Here is a 22,423-nt window from a genome sequence, read left to right as displayed (position 1 = left end):
GAAATTTTACCGCGATGTCTAGCTTACGTTTGCATTTCCTGTCGGTGATCGGCACCGCAGTCGTTTTCATCGTGTCGTTGTGGATCAATCAGGAAGTATTCACGCATACCGAATTCGTGCGCGGCGTGAACTGGATTTACCTGCCTTCGGGTATCCGTCTTCTTAGTACGTTGCTGTTAGGTGGGGACGGTGCAATCGGTCTACTTGTTGCCAGTTGGCTCGTTGACTTCTTCTACTTCTTTCCCCACGATCCGATTCGCTCGTTTGCCGGTGGGATTATCGCGACCGTTGCGCCATACGCGGTGTACAGGTTGGCGCTGGAGCGCTACAAGTTACGTGCGTCTTTAACTAATCTCACCGCGAAGCGACTTCTCGTCCTAGCGCTTGCGTATTCGATTGCGAATCCTGTGTTGCATCATATCTGGTTCTTCTTGCAGGGCGATACTCAGAATATCGTGAACCGGTTTTTCGCAATGTTCGTAGGCGATTTGGCCGGCGCATTGATCATCCTGTATGCGATGAAGGGAGCTTTGGCTTTGTTGCCGACAAAGCGGCGTGCCGACGCCTGAGGAGAATTTCCGTTAGGCACTATTGGCACGTGAACAATCGCAGAGCATTGAGCTTTACAGCTTTACAGTGTGGAAAAGCGAGCGATCGCTCGCCCTCGTCGGGTGATTCAACTTTCTCTCTGATCACCCGACGTTCGCAAACCTATTTCGGCCACTGCAGTAACGCAGGTTTTTCGTTTTTCTCAAACCATGTCTTGCTTGCGGTATACAGCTTTATTGCGTCCGGATTGCTCTCGGATGCAAGTTTCGAGTCGATGAAAATCAGCGTCTTCGCCTTGTCGCCCGAAAACTGATATGCAAGCCACATAGCTTCCAGTGCCTGGTCGTAGCGATGCTCCTTGGCAAGCGTAGTCGCTAACGGTGCCCAAACGCTTGTGCGACGGGGATTCAGTGAAAGTGCCAAAACAGCAGTGTCTTCCGACTTTGCGAGTTGCCCGGATTGCGCGTAAGCATATGCCAGATTGCTGATGATCTCCTGATCGCTCGGGTCGGCTTGGGTTGCCTGCGAGAACAGTCGTATGGCCTCGTCAGGCTTGGACGCATCTAGAGCATTCAGACCTTCTTCGTTGAGCTTACGCGCAGTTGGCCGATTACCTCGCGTCGGTCTTGGGAAACCGTCAATCGTCTTCGCAGCTTCTAGCACGCTTGTCATGTCCTCTGCTTTTGCGGACACAAGCATAGTCTTGACGCATTCTACGTTCGTAGCGCACGGACCGACGGTTCCCCCAGAGATTTTCGTCGCTGTCTGTCCGGCAGGCTGCGTCGCGGAGGATACATCTGGGTAACGCTTGTTGAAATCGGCATCGCTAGAAATATATCGAGAGCAAACCGGCGCGACAACGTCATCGCTAAAGTCCTTGCCGGGTTGAGGATGCATCACAGTTTGATCCCGCAGCACAAGATCCCTTTTCGAGCTTCCAAGTCGCACGGCGTAAGACGCTGCTTGTTGACCAATGCGTTTGGCGAGACTTGCTTGCGAGGTTCCAACGAGTAGATCAGTCACTTCGTCTTTCTTGCCCGGAGAGGCGTCAAGAACACTCTTCTGACATGATAGGCGCGCGGTCACTAAGACGTCATACCGCACGGGTACTTCATTTTCAACCGCAGCGTACGTATTGACAGAGGTCGCCGAGGCCAGCATAGCTACTACAAGTGCTGCTTTTTTTATCACAGTTATCCGCCTTTATGTCGTTTAAATTTTTGATGAGACCGTTTGCCCGAGCTGTTATGCAATCGGCCTATGCGGATATCCCGTTGTTATTTCTAGATGTTTTCGCATGGCCTGGTGTTGCTTGAGTAGGATCGAGATCAATTAAAGATTCGTGTTAATAAGGTTCACGTACTTATTGTTGGATCGAATCTGTCTTGAACAAAGCTCGACAAGGAACTTGGCTCTTTCGTTCGGTGGTTTGCTGGGAGCAGTCGCCAGATTTGCCTCATTGTCGAACACCGCTCGGGTCGCGTCGTCTCCGATCATAGTAGTCACTGAAGCCACTTTTGAGGAGTAGCCATTCGCCGCAATGGTGCTCCGAACTGCTCTCAACTTCTCCTCTGCCGTCTTTCGCATGGGCTCACGTATATCGTTGTCGCTGACTCGATTAGCGATGCTATACCCACAATAGTGCTCTGCCGCATCCTCTGCGACGTCAACTATCGAGAGTTGTTGTGGTGCAGTATCGGTTTGGCTTGCTTGCGCGGCGTTGGATGTGGCTCTATTACATCCAGCCAAAGCGATACTCATGCAGATCGCCGTAGTGAAAAAAGATTTGCGTTTCATTTAGCCTCAATCTAATGAGTAGCCGTCCGTATAAAGTGACGGTTGGCGTTAGCGACATAGCAGAGTGAAAAACTCGTGATCAACAATCTGTGGTTACGAGGCGTTCGTAGAAATCGGCCCAGTCAATTGCAAGAAGCGGAATGGTCCCGTCGCCACGTGTCAAATAGCCGAAGAAGCGGCTCCAGCCATTGAGAAAAATCCCGACTCCGGGACGAAGCACGCAAGGTGGCCTTGCAATCAGGGGATAGCTCGCAGATGAAATCGATATTGCGAGGTTGCTAAGCAATATGGGGTTGCGGGCCGTATCTAATTTTGAGTTCGTCACCCGTGTAGAAAGGAAAGCCTCCGCCGCTTCTACGACGCACTGCGTACTAAGTTCGATAAAAGATCCGCGAACCCCATCCAAAATTCCTGACGCAATAATTTGCTCTGCAGCATCGGTGGTTGTTCGGCTCACTACTGCAAGCTTGGCTTGTTGGGGCAGCATCCGGAACGTTGTCTCGCCGTGTTGGAGTGCATCTTGAAAGACCGGATAGTACGCGAGCCATAGACTAGGAACCCGACCGACCGGTTGCAGAGGCATGTCTAACCGATCGGTCCGTACGACGCGTTCCGTTTTTATGTTTTCTCTCAGGTTCATCGTTATAAAAACTATATCGGTTTGGACAAAAGCACGCAAGGCTCGGCGTACATCGTGAAGCTGACACTTGGATGTCGGCGCCGGCAGAACGAACTTTAGGGGAGGCGCAAATTTTTTCGACGTTGGCGTGGCGCGCAGCCGCCGTTACGAGGAACGGCGGCTGCCGTGGAAGGGCTTGGATGGTAAGGGGAAGTTTAGTCGCGACGGATTCTCGGTACCGGTCGAGAGCAGGACAGAACATGCGTCCGAGTAAGGGGCGCATCCTTCAACGCTTGATCTGCTTTGCTTCCATTGCAGAAAGCGCTTCCATGAAAATTGCCTGCAAGGGTGGCAATGTCTTCTCAAGGATGTCGTATAGGCCCATATCCCGGCTGCGTTGCTCCAATTTTGCTCGATATAGCCGAGCGGCTTCGCATTGCGTGTCGATGGGAACGAGAAGGTACTCGCCGCGCTGGTTCTTCCTAGACTCGATGTCCTCGGCAAGACCGTGTTCCTGCAAGTCGAACGCGGCACCGATTGCCTGACCGCGACTGCAGCCGAGCAGCAGGTGTAACTTGTCGAGAGAGATTTCGCCAGTGGAAAGTCCGATGTCCAGCGCCTTCGCGGCGAACACCGAGGTATTGAGCGATTTTGCAAGAGCGGTTGCGTACCGCCCTTGATAAAGCGACATGAAATTGTGAAAGCGTGTGATCGCGAACATTTAACCCCGAGCCATGCTGTTGATATAAGGAGGGTAGCGAGGGGTTGCTGGATCATCAAGAAAAGACCGAAGTGAGTCCGTCCGGGTAGTCTTCCCAAGACAATTTGTCGACGGCGACTGGCTAACTTGTGGGCAAGCGCTTGCGCTCAAGTACGCGCAGCTTGTGGGATGGCGTTTTGGCACGTTGGCCGCCTGGGACATGCCCAACTTCATATCCGCTTTGCGATGCGCTTGGTGGCTCTGCTAGCCAGCTTGTGGGGATTTTACGTCAGGGGCAGTTGTCGTTTAACCCACGTGCTGCGTTGGCGCGGATGCTGTCCTCGGCTTGTGTTTGCGCTGGGACTTTCAGCAGTTTCTTGGCTAGTGCGAGATGATGAACCGTGGCTAAATCATTCCCGGCATGTACTGATCCTGTACAGATCGTCCATATGCGCGCCGTTATACCGTCGCTGGTCACAGAGGCGCGCACCAGCGATCAAGGACAACTCGGAAGGAATATGAAAGGAAAAAAGATCGGTGAACCTATTACCGGCTGCAACTCGATTGAATCGATGTTCGACGAGATCGTGAACGCACTCGCGAAAATCTACGTTCTGTTGCAACCCCAGAACGCAGCTGAGGACTTTATCGAAAAGATGCTCGGGCCGCTCCTGCTATCTTCGGTAGATCAACCCGCGAAGCTCGAAGTTACGACCTCCCGCGCTCATCACGACCAAACATTCAAACTGCTGTTTGATCGCATATTTCAAAGCTGTGCCCATGCCGTTGCTGCTACCAAAGCGGAAGAGGAAGGGAACAGCGCTGAAGCATGGTCCCGTATAAGTACCGCACAGTATCTGCTTGGCTTTGTTGAGGGCGTCGTAGTTCTGGAGCCAGCGGTTGCCGGGATCATTTCGGCGCGCAGCGCATCCGGTGGACAAGCACGCCTTGCTAAGTTGGAACCGCTCAAACGAAAAGCGAGAGAGTTAGCAAGTGAGCGCGGCTATCCGAGCAAGACGAACGCTGCCCAGTCCCTAGAAAAAGAGATTATTGCCGAAGCCGTGCGGCTCGGCATCACCTTTGGTAAGCAGACTGCGTGGCGTAGGATCGCCGAGTGGCTGGACGGAATGACATTCATACCGTCGAAAACCACCAAAAAATGACTGTTTGCTTGCACTCGGTTAACCGAGTGCAAGTACTTGGTTAACCGGGTGCCAGCACCCGGTCTATCTCCAAGCGCTCCTCGAATTTAAAGTTTCGTTGTCGATTCAGTGAACGACATTCAAACAAACTCTAAATCAAAGGGCATCAATATGAACGCAATCGTAATTCCCGGTACCTCCGAAACGAGCAGCAACAAGCCGGAAGTCTTTAAACCCGATTTTCAGAAAAATCAGAGTGTTGCTCGGCAGTGCGACAAAAATCGCGCTGACCACGTGTTGCAATCATTCAATAAAGCTCTTAGCGGCGTAAAGAAATCGGCGATCGGTTATCGCAATGTTTTGAATACGTCGCTATCGAATGCATACGCGCTGTTTCACGTTTATATCAGTAACCTTAATCGAGAAGTCGAATTCCGTAAAATTCTCGAGCCGTTGTGCATCGAAGCGGATTTGACGATTACCACTGGTAAAACGAAGCCTCAGCACATGATCGTGGGTTTGACCTTTGGCAAGTTGCTGACTGCGACACTGTCGCAGCGAGCACGCCTCTTGGAAAAAGCGTCGGGGGAAAAAATCAAGCCGGAAAATTTCGCAACCTGGCTCAGCGGAAAAGGAGGCGTTGTGAAGGCGCTCGAATCGTGCGAAACGGCCACAAACCGCGAAAATCGCAAAGCAGCATCTGCGAATATCAAACAGAACGCAAAGCTGGGTCGCAAAAAGCTTCAAGATGTTCTGCTCGGCTTCGTTGAGTCTCAGCCGGAATACGTTGACCCGAGCATCGAGAAAGATACACCTGCTGTCGCTATCATCACCCTTAGCCAGGATGGTAGCTTCAAGGTTCGTGCGTTTGTGAAAGACGAAAGCGTGCTGGATGCTGCGTATGCCGCTCACGTCGCCCCCGAAAAGTCCTCCAACTAACATAGGGTCGTGGAGACATACCCCTCCACGACCTCGATTTAATCGAGATCACACAATGAATATCAATCAACCACAAGCGCTGTCGAACTTCGCTTTCCCCAGCCAGAAAGCAAAGGAACAAATTTACAGCCTTATAAATGCGGATGATCGCTTTCCTGTTGATACGGTCAACGGAATTATACTTTACAGCGACGTTGGGACAGGAAAGTCAACATGTGCCGCTTTTCTGCCTCAGGAGATGGAGGAAAAGCGCTCGAAGGCCAAACCCACTATTCACGTGCATAATTGCAGTCCGTCAAGCAATCAGTGGGCGATTCCAAATCAAGTTCGTAACGCTGCTTTTTTAGCATCATTTGGAGGTCTGCATTATTTTATTTTGGATGAAGTCTCAAGCTTGACAGCCCTTGCTCAGGACAACTTGCGAGGCACAATGGACATCGTGCGCGAGCATGCGGTTTTTATTACGACAACAAACGATATTTCGAAGGTAAACACATCGGTAAAAAATCGGAGCCATTGCATTAACTTTGAAACTTCCGGGCCGTCAGTGTTTGTTCCGATTGTACGCACTTGGCTTGAAGAAAACGGTGTGAGTCATCAATCAATAAGCGATCTTGACATTGTGAAAAACTACGTTGGGAACGCTGCTTCGATTCGCCAGGTTTTCGCCCAATGTTCGCTTCGGTAGGAAATCCAGATGAGCGATCCGAAAAATCTAAATTGGCAAAGCGTGGGGTTGAAAGATGATGCGTTCCAGTTTGAGCGCAGGTCAATAGACTACATCGACATATGGCTGGCTTATAGTGATGCGAAACTATGGCTTTCAACGAACTGCGTCAGTCAGACGGATAGTCTGATGCTGCCTTGCACAAAGATAAGGCAAACTTTGGTTCCGCGCCGAAATGGTACGTATCAAGCGAACAGTATTGACGCGTATTATGAAATTTCGCTCGCGATAGTCGATGAAACCGACGCGATGCATTTCCGTCTTGTGTTCTGCTGATATTACCGCGTGCCCATACCCTTGTTAAGTGTGGGCACGTTCACCTCGGTATCCGTGCCGTCCAAACGAAAAGAAGGCCAGTGACCCTCGTTACGCCTGCAGAATTGAGGGCTTGAACGCACTATACACAACGCTGCTATGGCGCCAGAAGCTTGGTGGCTCATCTGACAACGGGTAGGGCAAATTGTTGGTCACACCGACGGTTGCGGGCAAAATAGCAGCGCACGGGCGTGGTTTTGCTGCGATGGGGTAGGTCCGTGCCTCGGTGCGGTCGCTCGAACCGCAACTTGTCGGAATGGCGTTTTGGCAAGTTCTCCAGCTTTGAACTTGCTCTGCTATGAAACTGTGCCGCTGAGCGCTTGGCGGTTCTTCTGGCGAGCCTGCGCGCATTTTACGCGACAGGCATTTGTCGGTTTTACGTAGGCCTCAACTCCAAGGCGGATCGTTCGACCATTCTCACGCACCGAAAGGTGCTCCAGAACCAATAAGGCGGTATTTTTTACAACTACCAGTCGCAAGCTGGACAAATCTTCCGCGAGTGTGTATATCTTCAGTTAAATTAAGACAGCACGCAGCCAATGACACTCGAAGACATCAAGGCATTTCTGGACTGCAAAAGCCCGCTTTTCGACAAATGCACTGTTGTGAAAGCAGGCGAGGTACAGCGTAACGATGGCACCTTTGTCCCTTTCGAGATTCAGGCCGGGTGGGATCTGGGCAAGGCACACTGGTGCGATAAGAACTGGGGTATCTTCAATCTCAATCTTTTGAAGTTCATTAAGGAAAAGGACTATTCCGACGAAGATCGGACCGAAATACTGGAGTCGATTCAAATCGATGATAGCCACTGGGAATGGCTGAAAAAAGCCATAGCTTACCGAACGGCCGAGTACGACTGGCTATTTTTAATGGCGGACGATGTCCCTCAAGGCGCGTGTCTGATCTACCACCCGAAGAAGAGTGAACTCGCGGCCGGAGACATCTTCTATATCGAATACATCGCTTCCGCACCTTGGAATCGTAAGAATCCCATGTCGTCGCGTCGTTTCAGCGGGATTGGAAGTCTTTTAATCAAGGCTGCTATGGCATACGCCACCGATGAACTGAAGCTTCGGCAGGGCTTCTCGTTGCACGCCCTGCCGCGCGCCGTACCGTTTTACGAGCAGATCGGCATGAAGCCGTTTGCCGCTTTGGACAAGGAAACCCTGAGGTATTTTGAAATGCCGCAGGCGACAGCAAATGAGTTTGAGGCCAGCCGGTGAAGCTAGATCAATTCGACGACTTCCCGGTCAGCTCGGTAGGCAACGCTGATGCAAAGGATCTCTACCAATCTTATTTGGAATTTGAGATTCTGCTAGCCCAAGTGCCGAGAAAATACTTGGGAAACAATCCAGGTGTCGCTGAGTACGACCTGTTTCGTGAGGTGCACACAGCACGGACAGCTCAAGGCGCGTTATATCGTAGAAGGCTTGACGCAAACGAGGCTCTAGGTCGTCTTTGGCTTTCGAGAATTCGCCAGCAGGCACAGCTGCTTTCGGCATCGACAGAACTCGCGCCGTTTGACGGCCTGTCCGTAGATGACCTAGCCGATTTTGCTCGGCTCAGCGCAGACCCCGAGAAACTTAGCTCGTTGCAGCAGCTTTTGTTGGATAAGGGCATCGTCGTCATCTACGAACCGTCGATTCCAAGCATGAAGCTCGATGGCGCAGTTTTTTGTTTGGATGACGGGCATCCTGTTATTGGGCTCAGTCTCCGATATCCGCGATTGGACATCTTTTGGTTTACATTGATGCATGAGTTGGCTCACATCGTGCTCCACCGGGAGTTACTGACTGAGCCTATCCTGGAAGACTTGGATGCCGCACCGGAGGGATTAGTTGAGGAGCAAGCCGACCGACTGGCTGGAGACTCACTAATTAGTCGCAGCGCTTGGCGTAGCGCAAACGTAAAGTATTCGCCAACAGAAGAGAATTTGTTTGACTTTGCGCGCCGCGTGGGTGTTCACCCCGCCATTGTCGCCGGCCGCTTGCAACGCGAGTCTGCGAAAAAGAACATGTTTGCGAAAATACTCAATGAAGTGAATGTGCGAAGGATCCTTTTCGGTCATGAATAACTACGTTCCGTTTCTCAAACTAAAAACGGGCGAGATCGGCGCCCTCTCGACCTTGGACGGAAAAATCAAGTCTTCTATCGTGCCGTTTATCGATTTACCAAAGAAAGATGGAATGACGCCGGAAGCGTTCAAGACTTTGGTCGATAAGGGTGCGAAGAGCATAGCGAATCATCTCAAGCAGTTTCCGATGTTTTTTCTCGACAACTTCGATATCGATGATTCGCTAAAGGTGGATGGCGAACACAATTATAATTACGCCATAAAATCATTCGGGAAAATTAATTTTTCGCCCGTAGTAGGCCTTGACCGCGCGCCGGGAAGAAACGAGGCCGTATTTAAAGCCAAGGAAACGGGGCAATTGGCTACAAACACAATTGCTCTTCGTTTACAATCGGAGGATTTTGAAAATTTCTCGCTGGTTGCAGACGAGATTGATCAATTATTGAAACGAGGGAAAGGATTGTTCTCGGACTGGGTTCTCGTCCTTGACAACCGCTTTTGCGCTGATGTTGCCCCATTACAGAGGGCGAGCATATTGGCGAAATTCATTCACGATTCCTCTGCTGCGGCAAAATTTTCCGCAATTATTGTGACGGGGTCGTCAATGCCACCGTCGATTGGCGATGTTACTGGAGTGCTGACTGAGCACGATCATTCTCGCATAGAGATAGCTATTTATCGTGCTTTGCGAAAGCAAGTGGATGGATCAAAACTCTTCTGCGGTGACTATACAATTGTTAGTCCGCTATATTCAGAAGTTAAGCTTGCGCCTGAGGTTATGTATAACGTCATGACCGCGAAAGTAGTTTACTCACACGGCGATATACATTACGTCGCGCGTGGTGGGGCATTAAAAACCCATCCACGGGGTAACTTGCAGTACAACGATATCTTTGCACAAATTGTCACCAAAAAATTTTATAGGAAGCCGATGTTTTCGTTCGGTGACAAATTTATCTGGGACAGGACCGTTTCGACAGGGGTGATGGTGACACCAGCTAGTGTGCTAAAGCCAATGATAAACGCGCATATGAGTTATATGTTCAGCAGCTTTTCGGCGTAGCTGCGCCGACCCACAAGTCGATCGCCGATTTTTTCACACAGCATTTCTTGACCGACATTGAGAGCAATGAAATCCGTCAATTGAGCACGGCTGAGTTTGTCTAGTTTTTTGGACGAGATAGGCAGGGCAACTTCGAGTAGCTCGGATTTCCACAAAGTCAATAATGCGACGCGCGTGTCATACAGTGGATTCCGAGTTGCGCTCCGCACATATCTAATCGCTACACTCCCTCTTGATTCAGACGCGACCATAATGCCCCAATGTGCGGGTGCCAGACTTAACGCGTTGTCGAGATGGCGATCTGTCGTCACTAGCGTGATTCGGCGGAAAGCCAGATCGTAGTATTGGCGCTGGACGAGGATTCGACGCACTGCATCCGTGTCTCCTTTTATTTCATAGCAGTGGGCGTATTTGTGAATCGCCACGACATCTGCGATTGCATTGCCGTTGTGCACACGCAATTCTTCAATAACGGCTTTTGGTTTGTTTGATAACGATGCAAGTCTGGCGATCAAAAACTTGCGGATTGTCTTGTCGTCGAGGTTCATCATTTCAACGGTGGCGGGTATCCATCTTCAGCGAAAGTCTCGGCACGGTATCGGTCAAGCTGAGGGCGGGGAAGGTCCGACAGCAATGCCTACGCAACCCAAGACGAATGATACAGGGGTTGTTTGTTTTCGGAAGCTCGCTGTCTTGAGACTCGCTTTGAGTCGATGGGCAGATGTGACGCAGTTTCAGCTATTCGAGCGAGCCGATGCTCGAGTTCGGTATTTTTAAGACAACGACATGTCGGGTCAACTGACAATTCGCTATGTTGCGGGGTCGTCTCAACATTGCCCAGCATAAATGGGGTTATATCATGCTGGCCTAGGCATCAAAGTTGAGGTCGAACACGTCGATTTCCAGGCCCATCGAAATCGCGTCGTTCGGGCACTCCGGCTCGCATACGTCGCAATTGTGTCTAAACGTCTTGCTGGTCATGGCTCGGCATGCTATCTGGACTTTGCGCGTTGCACAATTTGCAACACCTATGCAACTCAGCCGCAACACGCAAACGTGATTTTGGGCAATCATGCACGACCGTCGATAGGCTGAAAAAAGCTATAATGTATTGTTTTTTCTAGCAAAGTTGGTGGCAGTATGGCCTTGATGATTACCGACGAGTGCATCAATTGCGACGTATGCGAGCCGGAGTGCCCGAACGACGCGATTTCGATGGGCCCGGAAATCTATGTGATCGACCCGAAGAAGTGTACTGAGTGCGTCGGGCATTTCGACGAGCCGCAGTGTATTCAGGTGTGCCCGGTCGAGTGTATTCCGCGCGATCCGGAGCATCTGGAAACGCCCGATGCGCTGATGGCGAAATACCACGCGCTACAGGCTGCAAAAAGCGAGTGAGGTGCGGAGTTTAAAAAAAGCGGCGAGACCTTTTGGGCTCGCCGTTTTTTTATACCGCGCTTTTTAAGCTGTACGCCGCGCTATCCGACGCGCTATCCGACGTATGTACCGAAGATGTCGCGCAACGCGCCCAGCAGAATGTCACATTCGGCGTCGGTGCCGACTGAGATCCGCAAGTGTTGATCGATTCGCGGCGCTTTGAAATGGCGCACGAAAATCTCCTTTTCCCTCAACTGTGACGCGAGCGTCGCAGCATCGTAGCCTTCGTGGCGCGCGAACAGAAGATTCGCCGCCGACGGCACCACCTCGAAGCCCAGCGCCGCCAACCCTGCGGCCAGCCGTTCACGGCTCGCGATGACCTTGGCGCATGTGTCGCGAAACCAGGCGTCGTCTTCGTACGCGGCAGTGGCGGCGACCTGTGCGAGGCGGTCTAACGGATAGGAGTTGAAACTATCCTTCACGCGATTCAGCGCGTCGATCAATTCCGGGCTGCCGAACGCAAAGCCAACGCGCATGCCGGCCAGCGAGCGCGACTTCGACACGGTCTGAACGACCAGCAGATTCGGATAGCGATCGATCAGGCCGACGGCCGATTGGGCACCGAAATCCACATAGGCCTCGTCGATCACCACCACGGAATCCGGATTGCCCGCGACGAGCCGCTCGATATCAGCGAGCGGCAGCGGCCGGCCGGTCGGCGCGTTCGGGTTAGGGAACAGAATGCCGCCATTCGGCGAGGCGTAATCGTCGACGTTGATTGCGAAGCTATCGTCGAGCGGGATGGTCTGGTAGTCGACTTCGAAAAGCCGCGCGTAGGTCGGATAGAAGCTATAAGTGATGTCCGGAAACAGCAAAGGTTTGTCGTGCTTGAGCAGTGCCTGGAAGGTGAGGGCGAGCACTTCGTCCGAGCCGTTGCCTGCAAAGACCTGTTCGGCGCGGATGCCGTGGTATGCGGCGACCGTTTCGCGGAGTTTTCGCGCCGTTGGATCGGGATAACGGCGCAACGATTCTGCCGAGTCGCCGAGTTCCTGCCGGATGGCCTCGAGTACGCGGGGCGACGGCGGATAGGGATTTTCGTTGGTATTCAGCTTCACCGGATGCGCAACCACGGGCTGCTCGCCGGGCACGTACGGCGTCAGATGATGAACGATGTCACTCCAATAGCGGCTCAAGCGATTCTCCCTCATACAAAGCGGCCGACCGGCGTTGGCGCAAAGCACCGGCTCGGGTCCTGCGCAGGATAGTTGCGGTCGACGACGATACGGCGATCCAGGTTCCAGCAGCGGAGTCTATGGGTTGCGATGCAGCTGCATCATCGCGCGTTCAAGCTCGCCCTTGATGATTTGCGGCATCACGGCCAGCGCACGCTCGATCGATGCATCGATCACATCCTGCTCTTCCCGCCGCGGCGGCTTCAACACGTAGTTGGCGACATCCGGCTTGGCGCCGGCGCGCGCGCTTTCCGGGATAAGATCCCGCGGATGGCCAATGCCAATCCGCAGCCGCCAGTATTGCTGCGACGACAGATGCGCGGTGATGTCCTTGAGCCCGTTGTGGCCGCCGCTGCCGCCGCCGAGCTTCAGCTTGACGCTGCCGGGCGGCATGTCGAGTTCGTCGTGCGCGACCAGAATCTCGTCCGGGAGAATCTTGAAGAACTGAGCAACCGCCACGACCGATTGTCCCGAGCGGTTCATATACGTCTGCGGTTCCAGCAGATGCACTTCCTCGCCGTGAAGCCGTGCCTTGGCGTAGAAACCGTGAAAACGCCGCTCGTCGCGCAGCGTCGTGCCTGCTTCGCGCGCCAGTTGATCGACCAGCCAGAAGCCGGCGTTGTGGCGCGTCGCAGTGTATTCGGCGCCCGGATTGCCGAGGCCGACGATCAGCTTGATCATGATTGCGTAGGTCCATCTGGCTCGGAAGGCGAACGCAGCCGAGCCGAAAAAAACCGAAAAAAAACCCGCCGGGGCGAACCTCGGCGGGTCACATCGACCGTTTCATTGAAACGGATCGAGAGGATTACTTGCTCAGTGCCTCGTGGCCCTTAAGCAGCCGGCGTTTCGCCTTCACCTTCAGCAGCAGCGGCATCGCCTTCAGCGATTGCGCCAGCCGGGATCGTTGCAGCTGCGACCACCGGGTTTTCTGCTTCGACGTGAGCAACCAGCGACACACCTGCCGGCAGCTTGATGTCCTTGGCGTGAACCGAGTGACCTGCTTCGATCGTCGCCAGATCAACTTCGAGGAATTCCGGCAGTGCCGACGGCAGGCACTCGATTTCGATTTCGTTGATGACGTGCGAGATCACCGCGCTCGACAGCTTCACTGCCGGGTTCGATTCCTGGTTCATGAAGTGCAGCGGCACCTTGGTGTGCAGCTTCTTCTTCGCGTCGACACGTTGGAAGTCCACGTGCAGCACGAGCTGACGGAACGGGTGGTATTGCACGTCGCGCAGCAGAACCTGTTGCGACTTGCCTGCCACTTCCAGATCGAGGATCGACGAGTGGAAAACTTCTTTCTTCAGCGCGTGCCACAGCGCGTTGTGGTCCAGTTCGACCAATTGCGTTTCAGCACCAGCGCCATATACGATGCCCGGGGTCTTGCCCGAGATACGCAGGCGGCGGCTCGCACCCGTACCTTGCAAAGAACGCTCGAAAGCGACTACTTTCATGTTGAATCTCCAATGCACTGCCCGCGACCAGGCAGTAAAAACGGGGCCTGCAAGCCATTACGGCTGAGGCCCCAGAACTGCGGCACGAACCTTCGTTCGTTCATGCCGATTGCGCGAAAGCGCAGTGTGCCGCCATGAGCGACGCGCTGCGCCTTCGCAAATACTTAACTTTCAGCGAACAGCGACATGACCGAATCGCCGCGGCGAATCCGCGAGAACGTTTCGGCCAGCAGGCCGGCGCTGGTCAACGAACGGATCTTGGCGCACGAACGGGCTTCTTCGCCGAGCGGGATCGTATCCGTGACAACGAGTTCGTCGAGTGCGGAAGCAGCGATGCGCTCGCCTGCGCCGCCTGACAGAACCGGGTGAGTCGCGTAAGCGAACACCTGTTTTGCGCCGCGCTCCTTCAGAACCTGAGCTGCCTTGCAGAGCGTGCCGGCGGTATCGACCATGTCGTCCATGATCACGCAGGTGCGGCCTTCGACTTCACCGATAATGTTCATCACTTCGGCAACGTTCGCCTTCGGGCGGCGTTTGTCGATGATCGCGAGATCGCAATTCAGTTGCTTGGCCAATGCCCGGGCACGCACCACGCCGCCGACGTCCGGCGAAACGACCAGCAGGTTCTCGTAGTTCTGCTTGCGCAGATCGCCGAGCAGCACGGGCGTAGCGTAGATGTTGTCGACCGGAATGTCGAAGAAGCCTTGGATCTGGTCAGCGTGCAGATCCATCGTAATGATCCGCTCGACGCCGGCGATTTCCAGCATGTTCGCCACGATCTTCGCCGAGATGGCAACGCGCGCGGAACGCGGGCGGCGATCTTGACGGGCATAACCGAAGTAGGGGATGGCTGCGGTAATCCGGCCTGCGGATGCGCGCTTGAGCGCATCGACCATGATCATCAGTTCCATCAGATTGTCGTTCGCCGGTGCGCACGTGGACTGCAGGACAAAGACATCCTTGCCACGCACGTTTTCCTGAATCTCGACCTGGATTTCACCGTCCGAGAAACGGCTAACCATTGCTTTGCCGAGGGGAATACCGAGAATTTTGACGACTTCCTGTGCAAGCGCGGGATTTGCGTTGCCAGTAAAAACCATCAGGCCGTCATGGCTGCTCATCGTGCACCTACTTCAGGCTGGGGGCGAGGGGAAATGCGAGAAATTTTGGCAGGGGAGAAAGGATTCGAACCTTTGCATGCCGGAATCAAAATCCGGTGCCTTAACCAGCTTGGCGACTCCCCTACACTAACTCTGAGCTCCGCCGAACGTGGAGTTTCGTTCGACGATGCAAAACTTATGACGCGAAAGTAAAGAGTGGATGCTGATCGAGACTTGCCGCCACTGCGCTGTTCCATTCGCCTGGCAGTTTGGTTTGCACCGCTTCTGCTTCAGCTTTACTACGGAACGCTGCAAAGACACTTGCACCTGATCCAGACATCCGCGCTGGCGCGACGTTTTCAAACCATCGCAGCACTTGCGCTACTTCCGCGTACTTCCCTACGACAACCTGCTGCATGTCATTCCGGCCAAAGCTTTCTGGCCATTCAGTGTTGCAGCTAAGTTCTGCAGGAAAGTCCGTAATTGTGAGGGGTTTTGAATCTCTTGTCAACGCTTTTTCAGAAAAAATCGCTGCAGTCGGAACATGAACCCTCGGCGTCACTACTAGGAAATGGCGCGGCGGCAATTGTACAACGTCCAATGCTTCTCCGACACCCTGTGCGAACGCATTTTTTCCAAAAACAAAAAATGGCACATCGGCGCCGAGTTTCAACGCCAGCGCCTGCAATTCGAGACGCGGCAGGTTGAGCTTCCACAGACGGTTCAGCGCGAGCAACGTCGTCGCCGCGTCGGAGCTACCGCCGCCGAGGCCGGCGCCCATTGGCAGGCGCTTCTCGATTTCGATATCGACGCCTTCAGGCGAACCCGTATGCGTTTTGAGCAGCGTAGCGGCGCGCACGGTCAGGTCGTGCTCCGGCGGCACCTCGGCGATCTCGGTGCTGCGTGTGATGAGTCCGTCGTCGCGTCGCTTGAAGTGCAGGGTGTCGCCCCAGTCGAGCAACTGGAAGACCGTTTGCAGCGTGTGATAGCCATCCGGCCGGCGGCCGGTGATGTGCAGGAAGAGGTTGAGTTTCGCTGGCGCGAGGCAATCGCGCAGCGAATCGGTCGTTTCAATCATGAGTTGAGGCTACATGCGCCGGATGACGCAGAAGAAGCGGCAAGGTCGCGCGCGCAACGGTGCGTGAAGCGGCGCGGGTTACTGATCCAGAACGAGTTTGATGTCGAGAGGCGGCTGCGAGCGGCTCAGGTTGACGCGCTTCACACCGGTGGCCGGTGCTTCGGCGTACGCCAGGTAGTCGATCGTCCAGCCGTCCTGAGTAATCTCTTTGAGCCGCGAAGGTTGATCAGGGTCCTTCTCGGTCCTGGCGCGCGAAGTGGGCGCGGGCGACGGTTGCAGCCAATAGCGCAGCCCTTCGACCGGCAACACGAAGCCGAGCGCATTCTGCATCAGCGTGGAGACGTTATCCGCTGTGAGCGGCTGGCGATTGGGCAACTCCAGCGTGGCCGAAGCCGGCGACGACGTCACCACTGCCAGCGTCTGGCCGAGTGGATTGCGCAATTCGAGGGTCACTGTGTCGCCGGTTTCCTGCCAGCTGAAATTGCCATAGGCATTGCGCTGCTGGCCGTTCTGATCGTCGTACTGGACCGCGAAGCGGCCCTGGTAAGCACGGCTCGTCTGCGCGGTCACAGAGGTCGCCGCATTCGACGTGGACGGCCCTTGCGGTTTCACCGAGGCACAGCCGGACAATGCGACAACCGCTGCCGCCGCGAGTCCGAGCGCCGCGCCACGCGGCGCCCGGGGAAGGGAAATCAGACGGGAAAGACGCATCAAAGATCGTTCACCTGAAGACGTTGGAGCGTTTTGACCAGCGTGTCGTTGTCCGGTTCGAGCTTGCGCGCGTCGCGGAAAGCGGCGCGTGCCTGATCCTGATTGCCGGTTTTCCACAACACTTCGCCGAGGTGCGCGCCGATTTCGGCGTTCGGCTGCATGTCGTACGCTTTGCGCAGCAGCTTGATCGCGTCCGACGTATCGCCCATCCGGTATTTGACCCAGCCGACGCTGTCCATGATGAACGCGTCGTTCGGCGCCAGCGAGGATGCCTTCTCGACCAGTTTGTCCGCTTCGGCGAGGCGCTGATTGCGATCAGCCAGCGAGTACCCGAGCGCGTTATACGCTTGCGGATTGTCCGGCTGCGTCTGGATCAGCTTGCGCAACTGCGCTTCCATGATGTCGTAATGTCCGGTCTTTTCGGCGGACATCGCGTAGTCGTAGGTCAGATCAGGGTCGTCGGGAAACTGCGCCGTGGCTTGCTGCAGGCGTGTTTCCGCCTCCGGATAGCGCTTTGCGTCGAACAGGATCGCCGCGTCCGTGCGTAAGATCAGTGCCTGGTCGCGCGGATCGGGCGCCTGCAGGTTGGCTAGCAACTTGCGCGCGTCGTCGGTCTTGCCCTGCTTGGCGAGCAATTGCGCGCGCGTGATCTGCGCCGGCACGAATTGCTGGCTCGACGGCGAAATCTTGTTCAGCCAGTCGCCCGCTGCCGCATCGTTCTTCTGCTCGAGCGACAGTTGCGCAAGATAGATGTACGCCTGGCCCGGATCGGCGCCCGGCGTTTTCTCGGCTTGCTGTGCGTACTGGGTGAGGTACGTTTGCGCCTCGTTGAAATTCTTTTGCTGGATCTTGATCAGCGCGAGCGCCATAAGCGGCGTGAGGTCGTTCGCGTTGTTCTTGTGCATGATCTCGAACTGCTTCTGCGCGTCGTCCAGACGGTCACTTGCCAGATACATCTGGGCGAGCGCGAGACGCGCGTCATGCGATTTCGGATTTTGCTGCACGTACTTTTCGAGCGAGGCGATGCCTTCCTTGCGCTCTTCCGGGCCCATTTGCGACAGCATCAGCGCGGCCGGCAAATAGTCGGGCTTGAGCGTAAGCGCCTGTTCGAGCGACTTGCGCGCGCCCGGCGCGTCGTCCGAAACGAGCTGCTGGCGGGCGATGGCCAGTTGCGCTTCCGGCCGGTTCATGTCGTTCTTGAGCAGATCCTGCAGCACGTGCAGGCCGCCGATCCGGTTCGGGCCGCGCGAGAGCAGCAGTTGCAGCGCCAGAATTGCGCTGCCGCGATTGGCGGCGGGCACCCTGGCGAGTTCGCGTGCGAGGATCTGCTCCGCGTCGTCAGGCTTGCCGGACAGCACGAGCAGCGACGCGTCCAGTTGCGCTGCGCGTTCCGAGTTCGGCGCATACTGCTGCCACAATTGCGCGGCGGCCAAAGCATCCGACGGGCTTTGCGCGGCCAGCGCGATTTCGGTGGCGCGTTGCGCCATGCGCGGATCGTGCGTGTCGCGCGCGAGCGCGAGGTAGGTCTGATAGGCGGGCGCCGGCTGGTCGCGCTGCAGCGCGACTTCGGCGGCGAGCACCTGGAATACGATCTGGCTCGTCAATGGCACACCAGGCAGGGACTTCTGGTCTTCCGCCGATGCCGGGCCAAGCGGGTCCGGCAGGGTGACCGAGGTGTCATCCGAGTCCTGCGCGTGCGCGGGCACGGCAGCCAGCGCCCAGACGGCGAGCGCCGCCGCGCCGAGCATCCGGCGAGCGGACACGGCGTGCGGTACGCGGAGTGCGCTAGCCGGGCGCTTCAAAAACAGCTTCACGAAGGACAAGTTCATGGAAATCCGTTCAATGTTTCGGACGATTGTAACGCGCTCGCTACAATACGCGCACAACCACTCACGCAAGTTGCAGACCAGTTAGACATGCCAGAGTTGCCAGAAGTTGAGGTTACCCGACGGGGAATCGAACCGTATGTGTCCGGGCGCAAGGTTGAACGCGTCGATGTGCGTACGCCCGCGCTGCGCTGGCCGATTCCGGCCGATCTTGCGAAAACGTTGCGCGGCCACGTGGTGCGCAAGGTCGAGCGGCGCGGCAAGTACCTGTTGTTCGAGATCGACGCGGGCTGGTTCATTGTGCATCTTGGCATGACTGGGACACTGCGGGTGCTGCGCCATGTACCGCATCCGCCGGCCGCGGCGAAACACGATCACATCGACTGGATCTTCGACGAGTTCATTTTGCGCTATCGCGATCCGCGGCGCTTCGGCGCGGTGCTGTGGCATCCGCGCGAAGCCGGCGACGTGCTCGAACATCCGCTGCTCGCGAGCCTCGGCGTCGAGCCGTTCTCGCCCGCCTTCTCCGGCGCGCTGATGCACCGGCTCACGCGTGGGCGCAAGGTTTCGGTGAAACAGGCGCTGCTGGCCGGGGAAATCGTCGTGGGCGTGGGCAATATCTATGCGTCGGAGAGCCTGTTTCGCGCCGGCATCAGGCCGACCACGGCGGCGGGGCGCGTCTCGCTCGTACGATACGAACTGCTTGCGGACGCCGTGCGCGTGACGCTCGCCGCCGCGATCGAGAAGGGCGGCAGCACGCTGCGTGATTTCGTCGGCAGCAATGGCGAAAGCGGTTACTTTCAGCTCGACTATTTCGTCTATGATCGGGCGGGACTGCCATGCCGCGTGTGTAGAACGCCGATCAAACAGATCGTACAGGGGCAGCGTTCAACGTATTTCTGCCCCACCTGCCAGCGCTAACTCTTCAATGCCTTCTCGCTTAACTCCGCGTTCAACGCCATCCGATGCGCCTGCGGCGCCCGCTTTTCCGGCCATGTCCGATTTTTCCACGCGCCTGATTGCGTGGCAGCGTCAGCATGGCCGGCATGATCTGCCGTGGCAGAACACGCGAGATCCGTATCGCATCTGGCTGTCGGAAATCATGCTGCAGCAGACGCAGGTGTCGACGGTGATTCCGTATTACGCGAAGTTCCTCGCGCGTTTCCCAACTGTCGCTGCGCTCGCCGCGGCGCCGTCCGACGACGTCATGGCGTTGTGGGCCGGCCTTGGCTATTACACGCGTGCCCGCAATCTGCATCGCTGCGCGCAGGTCGTGGTCGAGCAGCATGGCGGCGCGTTCCCGGCATCGGTCGAGGCGCTGGCGGAGTTGCCGGGCATTGGCCGTTCGACGGCGGCGGCGATCGCGTCGTTCGCATTCGGCGCGCGTGCGACGATTCTCGACGGCAACGTCAAGCGCGTGCTCGCGCGCGTGTTCGGCGTCGAAGGTTTCCCGGGCGAGAAGAAAGTCGAGAACGCGATGTGGACGCTGGCGGAGTCGCTGCTGCCGTCGAATGCATCGGACGCCGAAGTCAGTGCGTACACGCAAGGCTTGATGGATCTCGGCGCGACCTTGTGTGTGCGTGGCAAGCCCGACTGCCTGCGTTGCCCGTTCGCCGCCGACTGTGTGGCGAACGTGACGGGGCGTCAGCGCCTATTGCCGACGGCGCGTCCGAAGAAGGCGGTGCCGACGCGCCGCACATGGATGCTGGTGCTGCGCGACGGCAATGCCGTGATGCTGGAGAAGCGGCCGCCTTCGGGTATCTGGGGCGGCTTGTGGAGCCTGCCCGAAGCCGCCGACGAAACCTCGCTCGTCGAGCGAGCGCGTGCCTTTGGCGGAGACGGTGCGGTTTCGCCGCTGGCGCCGCTCACGCATGTGTTCACGCATTTCAAACTGGATATCGAACCGCGGCTCGCGGAACTGGATCGTGGCGTGGGCGCCTTGGCTGCGTTGGGCGATGCGGACACCGCGTGGGTCGCGCTCAGCGATCTCGATTCGTTCGGTGTGCCCGCGCCGGTGCGCAAACTGCTGGACAGCTTGCAGGGCTCGCTGATCTGATCAAGCCGGCAGGAGCACGGCGGCCGCTTTCAGAGCAATTGATGTTGCTGCATGTAGTGATGAACCACGTCGATGCGCGCTCCGGCATCCTGCAATTCCATCAGTTTCTGGCGAGCACGCAGCGCGATCGGCAGCACTTCGGCCAGACGGTTCGACACCCATGACGGATCGTCGAGCCTGAATGGCTGCGCAAACGGCAGGCTTTCCGGATCCCGCTCGCGGATGGTCGCGATGATCCGTTCGAGCACCTCAGCGCATGCGCCGAATTTGGCCAGCTGCTCATTGCCTTCGAGCGGCGTGTCCTCGCCGAGCGGTTCCGCCATGCCGACCAGCAGGCCGCTTGTCTCCACGCGATGCGACAGCAGGCGAAAACGCCGTGTGCCGCGCGCGCGAATCAGCAGCATGCCGAAGGCTTCGACGTCGCATTCCTCGATTTCGGCGAGACAGCCGATTGCTTCGGGCACCGAAGGCTCTTCCTCGCGCGCGACTTCCGCGCCGCTCTTCAGCAGACACACGCCGAATGGCGTTTTTTCCCGCAGACAGTCGCGCGCCATGTCGAGGTAGCGCGCTTCGAAAATCTTCAGCGGCAGTAGTCCGTCGGGAAACAGCACCGTATGCAGCGGAAACAGCGGCACATCGGCAAGCACAGTAGAAGTAGAAGACATGGCGCAACGCTTCGAGTTGAGGCCGCGCGATGCGGCCGGTTAAGCCACTAACTTCGATGATTCGCCGGCTTCGACCGGCGCATCGCGGTGCCGCACAATGACATTCGCCGAAGCTGCGAGACGCGCGGCGAGCGTCTCGGCAATGAAAACAGAGCGATGCTGGCCACCCGTGCAACCGATCGCGACGGTCAGATAACTGCGGTTATCGTCGCGGAAATGCGGAAGCCATTTGGCGAGGAATTTCTCGATGTCGTCGATCATTTCATGCACGACCGGCAGCGCATCGAGAAAGTCGATTACGGGTTTGTCGAGGCCCGTGAGCGGCCGCAATTCATGATCGTAATACGGGTTCGGCAAGGTGCGCACGTCGAAGACGAAATCCGCGTCGAGCGGCACGCCGCGCTTGAAGCCGAACGACTCGAACATCAACACGAGGCCCGAATCTTTCTGCTCGATAAAGCGTTTGACCCACGCGCGCAACACGTTTGCGCGCAGATTGCTGGTGTCGATCTGATGGCCGAACTCGGCCAGGCCCGCCACGAGTTCGCGTTCGCGCTCGATCGCTTCGGCGAGTGAGGTGAGCAGGCCGACGTCCGCGTCGCGCGCGGTCGAACCGGACAGCGGATGGCGGCGGCGCGTTTCAGAGAAGCGTTGAATCAGCGATTGTGTGCTTGCGTTCAGGAACAGCACCCGCACGTCGTGGGCACGCGACAGGTCGCGGATCATGGCGGGCATTTCGTCGAGCGAGGCGCTAGAACGCGCGTCGATTGCGACGGCAAGGCGATCTTGCCCGTCCTCGGCGAGATAGGAAGCCAGTTGCGGCAGGAAACGCGGCGGCAGGTTGTCGACGCAGTAATAGCCTGCGTCTTCAAGCGCGTTCAGGGCAACTGACTTGCCGGAGCCGGATATACCGGTGATCAGGATTATGCGCATGGAGTCGTCGAAACCGTACATTTCATCATAGCATCTGGTCCCCATGCGCGTACCCGACCTGCCGCT

General features: G+C 56.3%; 24 protein-coding genes and 1 tRNA gene. 11 read left to right on the top strand and 14 right to left on the bottom strand.

Features of this window, described 5'->3' with window-relative positions; all coding sequences use genetic code 11:
• Positions 1-14 precede the first annotated feature (14 nt).
• Positions 15-569 carry a hypothetical protein gene (locus tag BLW71_RS13875; RefSeq protein WP_091796821.1) on the top strand — a complete coding sequence of 185 codons (555 nt, stop codon included), beginning with the start codon at positions 15-17 and terminating at the stop codon, positions 567-569.
• Positions 570-711: 142 nt separating this feature from the next.
• Here BLW71_RS13875 and BLW71_RS13870 read toward each other — a convergent pair whose 3' ends face one another.
• From BLW71_RS13870 to BLW71_RS13860, 3 genes are all read right to left on the bottom strand, one after another.
• Positions 712-1,740 carry a tetratricopeptide repeat protein gene (locus BLW71_RS13870; protein WP_091796820.1) on the bottom strand — a complete coding sequence of 343 codons (1,029 nt, stop codon included), beginning with the start codon at positions 1,738-1,740 and terminating at the stop codon, positions 712-714.
• Between the two features lie 685 nt (positions 1,741-2,425).
• The gene (locus BLW71_RS40895; RefSeq protein ID WP_143048334.1) at positions 2,426-2,833 is read right to left on the bottom strand and encodes a hypothetical protein; all 408 of its coding nucleotides are present in this window, start codon (positions 2,831-2,833) and stop codon (positions 2,426-2,428) included.
• Positions 2,834-3,251: 418 nt separating this feature from the next.
• Positions 3,252-3,686: a hypothetical protein gene (locus tag BLW71_RS13860; protein ID WP_091796818.1), complete on the bottom strand. Its 435-nt coding sequence runs from the start codon at positions 3,684-3,686 to the stop codon at positions 3,252-3,254.
• Positions 3,687-4,066: 380 nt separating this feature from the next.
• Here BLW71_RS13860 and BLW71_RS13855 point away from each other — a divergent pair, with 380 nt between their 5' ends.
• The 7 genes from BLW71_RS13855 to BLW71_RS13830 all read left to right on the top strand — a co-directional run bounded on the left by BLW71_RS13855 (position 4,067) and on the right by BLW71_RS13830 (position 9,925).
• Positions 4,067-4,828 (top strand): hypothetical protein, encoded by a 762-nt coding sequence (locus BLW71_RS13855; protein WP_143048333.1) that lies wholly within the window; start codon positions 4,067-4,069, stop codon positions 4,826-4,828.
• A gap of 150 nt (positions 4,829-4,978) precedes the next feature.
• Positions 4,979-5,746, top strand: coding sequence for a hypothetical protein (locus BLW71_RS13850; protein ID WP_091796816.1), 768 nt, complete (start codon positions 4,979-4,981; stop codon positions 5,744-5,746).
• 55 nt (positions 5,747-5,801) lie between these two features.
• A complete protein-coding gene (locus BLW71_RS40890; RefSeq protein ID WP_143048332.1) occupies positions 5,802-6,434 on the top strand; it encodes a hypothetical protein in 633 nt (210 codons plus the stop codon).
• 9 nt (positions 6,435-6,443) lie between these two features.
• A complete protein-coding gene (locus tag BLW71_RS13845; RefSeq protein ID WP_091796815.1) occupies positions 6,444-6,749 on the top strand; it encodes a hypothetical protein in 306 nt (101 codons plus the stop codon).
• 578 nt (positions 6,750-7,327) lie between these two features.
• Positions 7,328-8,011, top strand: a complete 684-nt coding sequence (locus BLW71_RS13840; protein WP_091796814.1) for a GNAT family protein — start codon at positions 7,328-7,330, stop codon at positions 8,009-8,011.
• Positions 8,008-8,862, top strand: a complete 855-nt coding sequence (locus BLW71_RS13835) for an ImmA/IrrE family metallo-endopeptidase (protein WP_091796813.1) — start codon at positions 8,008-8,010, stop codon at positions 8,860-8,862. The genes BLW71_RS13840 and BLW71_RS13835 overlap by 4 nt, the downstream gene beginning before the upstream one ends.
• A complete protein-coding gene (locus BLW71_RS13830) occupies positions 8,855-9,925 on the top strand; it encodes a beta family protein (RefSeq protein WP_177205032.1) in 1,071 nt (356 codons plus the stop codon). The genes BLW71_RS13835 and BLW71_RS13830 overlap by 8 nt, the downstream gene beginning before the upstream one ends.
• On the opposite strand, the gene BLW71_RS13825 is transcribed toward BLW71_RS13830, so the two are convergent.
• Positions 9,898-10,476, bottom strand: coding sequence for a sce7726 family protein (locus BLW71_RS13825; protein WP_091796811.1), 579 nt, complete (start codon positions 10,474-10,476; stop codon positions 9,898-9,900). The two genes, BLW71_RS13830 and BLW71_RS13825, sit on opposite strands and share 28 nt — an antisense overlap.
• Positions 10,477-11,065: 589 nt before the next feature.
• Between BLW71_RS13825 and BLW71_RS13820 the strand changes: the two genes are divergently transcribed.
• Positions 11,066-11,323, top strand: coding sequence for a YfhL family 4Fe-4S dicluster ferredoxin (locus BLW71_RS13820; RefSeq protein ID WP_091796810.1), 258 nt, complete (start codon positions 11,066-11,068; stop codon positions 11,321-11,323).
• Between the two features lie 92 nt (positions 11,324-11,415).
• Here BLW71_RS13820 and hisC read toward each other — a convergent pair whose 3' ends face one another.
• The 8 genes from hisC to BLW71_RS13780 form a co-directional block, all read right to left on the bottom strand.
• On the bottom strand, positions 11,416-12,495 hold the full coding sequence (gene hisC / locus BLW71_RS13815) for a histidinol-phosphate transaminase (protein ID WP_091796809.1): 1,080 nt from the start codon (positions 12,493-12,495) through the stop codon (positions 11,416-11,418).
• Between the two features lie 117 nt (positions 12,496-12,612).
• A complete protein-coding gene (gene pth, locus BLW71_RS13810) occupies positions 12,613-13,215 on the bottom strand; it encodes an aminoacyl-tRNA hydrolase (protein ID WP_091796808.1) in 603 nt (200 codons plus the stop codon).
• A 149-nt stretch (positions 13,216-13,364) separates the two neighbouring features.
• Positions 13,365-13,988: a 50S ribosomal protein L25/general stress protein Ctc gene (locus BLW71_RS13805; protein WP_091796807.1), complete on the bottom strand. Its 624-nt coding sequence runs from the start codon at positions 13,986-13,988 to the stop codon at positions 13,365-13,367.
• 164 nt (positions 13,989-14,152) lie between these two features.
• The gene (locus tag BLW71_RS13800; protein ID WP_006048037.1) at positions 14,153-15,109 is read right to left on the bottom strand and encodes a ribose-phosphate pyrophosphokinase; all 957 of its coding nucleotides are present in this window, start codon (positions 15,107-15,109) and stop codon (positions 14,153-14,155) included.
• Between the two features lie 46 nt (positions 15,110-15,155).
• Positions 15,156-15,232, bottom strand: a tRNA-Gln gene (locus BLW71_RS13795).
• Between the two features lie 52 nt (positions 15,233-15,284).
• Positions 15,285-16,166, bottom strand: coding sequence for a 4-(cytidine 5'-diphospho)-2-C-methyl-D-erythritol kinase (gene ispE, locus BLW71_RS13790; protein WP_091796806.1), 882 nt, complete (start codon positions 16,164-16,166; stop codon positions 15,285-15,287).
• Between the two features lie 78 nt (positions 16,167-16,244).
• A complete protein-coding gene (lolB, locus tag BLW71_RS13785) occupies positions 16,245-16,877 on the bottom strand; it encodes a lipoprotein insertase outer membrane protein LolB (protein WP_091796805.1) in 633 nt (210 codons plus the stop codon).
• Positions 16,877-18,706 carry a tetratricopeptide repeat protein gene (locus tag BLW71_RS13780; protein WP_091796804.1) on the bottom strand — a complete coding sequence of 610 codons (1,830 nt, stop codon included), beginning with the start codon at positions 18,704-18,706 and terminating at the stop codon, positions 16,877-16,879. Before BLW71_RS13780 ends, lolB begins: the two co-directional genes overlap by 1 nt.
• A gap of 87 nt (positions 18,707-18,793) precedes the next feature.
• Here BLW71_RS13780 and mutM point away from each other — a divergent pair, with 87 nt between their 5' ends.
• Complete coding sequence (mutM, locus tag BLW71_RS13775) at positions 18,794-19,624, top strand: bifunctional DNA-formamidopyrimidine glycosylase/DNA-(apurinic or apyrimidinic site) lyase (protein WP_091796803.1); 831 nt, start codon at positions 18,794-18,796, stop codon at positions 19,622-19,624.
• Positions 19,625-19,631: 7 nt separating this feature from the next.
• On the top strand, positions 19,632-20,759 hold the full coding sequence (gene mutY / locus BLW71_RS13770; RefSeq protein ID WP_177205031.1) for an A/G-specific adenine glycosylase: 1,128 nt from the start codon (positions 19,632-19,634) through the stop codon (positions 20,757-20,759).
• Between the two features lie 29 nt (positions 20,760-20,788).
• On the opposite strand, the gene BLW71_RS13765 is transcribed toward mutY, so the two are convergent.
• Together BLW71_RS13765 and rapZ are read right to left on the bottom strand one after the other, a co-directional pair.
• The gene (locus BLW71_RS13765) at positions 20,789-21,424 is read right to left on the bottom strand and encodes an LON peptidase substrate-binding domain-containing protein (RefSeq protein WP_091796801.1); all 636 of its coding nucleotides are present in this window, start codon (positions 21,422-21,424) and stop codon (positions 20,789-20,791) included.
• Positions 21,425-21,463: 39 nt separating this feature from the next.
• Positions 21,464-22,357: an RNase adapter RapZ gene (gene rapZ, locus BLW71_RS13760; RefSeq protein ID WP_091800827.1), complete on the bottom strand. Its 894-nt coding sequence runs from the start codon at positions 22,355-22,357 to the stop codon at positions 21,464-21,466.
• Positions 22,358-22,423: the final 66 nt, after the last annotated feature.

The organism is Burkholderia sp. WP9 (assembly GCF_900104795.1).
Taxonomy (GTDB): Bacteria; Pseudomonadota; Gammaproteobacteria; order Burkholderiales; family Burkholderiaceae; genus Paraburkholderia.
Note: the sequence above shows the minus strand (reverse complement) of the source record. Positions and strands in the feature narration are given on the sequence as shown.

Excerpts from the sequence above, each read along its gene's own strand:
- BLW71_RS13845 (WP_091796815.1), top strand. The coding sequence starts at position 6,444 with ATGAGCGATCCGAAAAATCTAAATTGGCAAAGCGTGGGGTTGAAAGAT.
- mutY (WP_177205031.1), top strand. The coding sequence starts at position 19,632 with ATGCCTTCTCGCTTAACTCCGCGTTCAACGCCATCCGATGCGCCTGCG.
- BLW71_RS13765 (WP_091796801.1), bottom strand. The coding sequence starts at position 21,424 with ATGTCTTCTACTTCTACTGTGCTTGCCGATGTGCCGCTGTTTCCGCTG.
- mutM (WP_091796803.1), top strand. The coding sequence starts at position 18,794 with ATGCCAGAGTTGCCAGAAGTTGAGGTTACCCGACGGGGAATCGAACCG.
- rapZ (WP_091800827.1), bottom strand. The coding sequence starts at position 22,357 with ATGCGCATAATCCTGATCACCGGTATATCCGGCTCCGGCAAGTCAGTT.
- BLW71_RS13830 (WP_177205032.1), top strand. The coding sequence starts at position 8,855 with ATGAATAACTACGTTCCGTTTCTCAAACTAAAAACGGGCGAGATCGGC.
- BLW71_RS13805 (WP_091796807.1), bottom strand. The coding sequence starts at position 13,988 with ATGAAAGTAGTCGCTTTCGAGCGTTCTTTGCAAGGTACGGGTGCGAGC.
- pth (WP_091796808.1), bottom strand. The coding sequence starts at position 13,215 with ATGATCAAGCTGATCGTCGGCCTCGGCAATCCGGGCGCCGAATACACT.
- BLW71_RS13800 (WP_006048037.1), bottom strand. The coding sequence starts at position 15,109 with ATGAGCAGCCATGACGGCCTGATGGTTTTTACTGGCAACGCAAATCCC.
- BLW71_RS40890 (WP_143048332.1), top strand. The coding sequence starts at position 5,802 with ATGAATATCAATCAACCACAAGCGCTGTCGAACTTCGCTTTCCCCAGC.
- BLW71_RS13850 (WP_091796816.1), top strand. The coding sequence starts at position 4,979 with ATGAACGCAATCGTAATTCCCGGTACCTCCGAAACGAGCAGCAACAAG.
- BLW71_RS13875 (WP_091796821.1), top strand. The coding sequence starts at position 15 with ATGTCTAGCTTACGTTTGCATTTCCTGTCGGTGATCGGCACCGCAGTC.
- ispE (WP_091796806.1), bottom strand. The coding sequence starts at position 16,166 with ATGATTGAAACGACCGATTCGCTGCGCGATTGCCTCGCGCCAGCGAAA.
- BLW71_RS13780 (WP_091796804.1), bottom strand. The coding sequence starts at position 18,706 with ATGAACTTGTCCTTCGTGAAGCTGTTTTTGAAGCGCCCGGCTAGCGCA.
- BLW71_RS13825 (WP_091796811.1), bottom strand. The coding sequence starts at position 10,476 with ATGATGAACCTCGACGACAAGACAATCCGCAAGTTTTTGATCGCCAGA.
- BLW71_RS13860 (WP_091796818.1), bottom strand. The coding sequence starts at position 3,686 with ATGTTCGCGATCACACGCTTTCACAATTTCATGTCGCTTTATCAAGGG.
- BLW71_RS40895 (WP_143048334.1), bottom strand. The coding sequence starts at position 2,833 with ATGCTGCCCCAACAAGCCAAGCTTGCAGTAGTGAGCCGAACAACCACC.
- lolB (WP_091796805.1), bottom strand. The coding sequence starts at position 16,877 with ATGCGTCTTTCCCGTCTGATTTCCCTTCCCCGGGCGCCGCGTGGCGCG.
- BLW71_RS13820 (WP_091796810.1), top strand. The coding sequence starts at position 11,066 with ATGGCCTTGATGATTACCGACGAGTGCATCAATTGCGACGTATGCGAG.
- BLW71_RS13840 (WP_091796814.1), top strand. The coding sequence starts at position 7,328 with ATGACACTCGAAGACATCAAGGCATTTCTGGACTGCAAAAGCCCGCTT.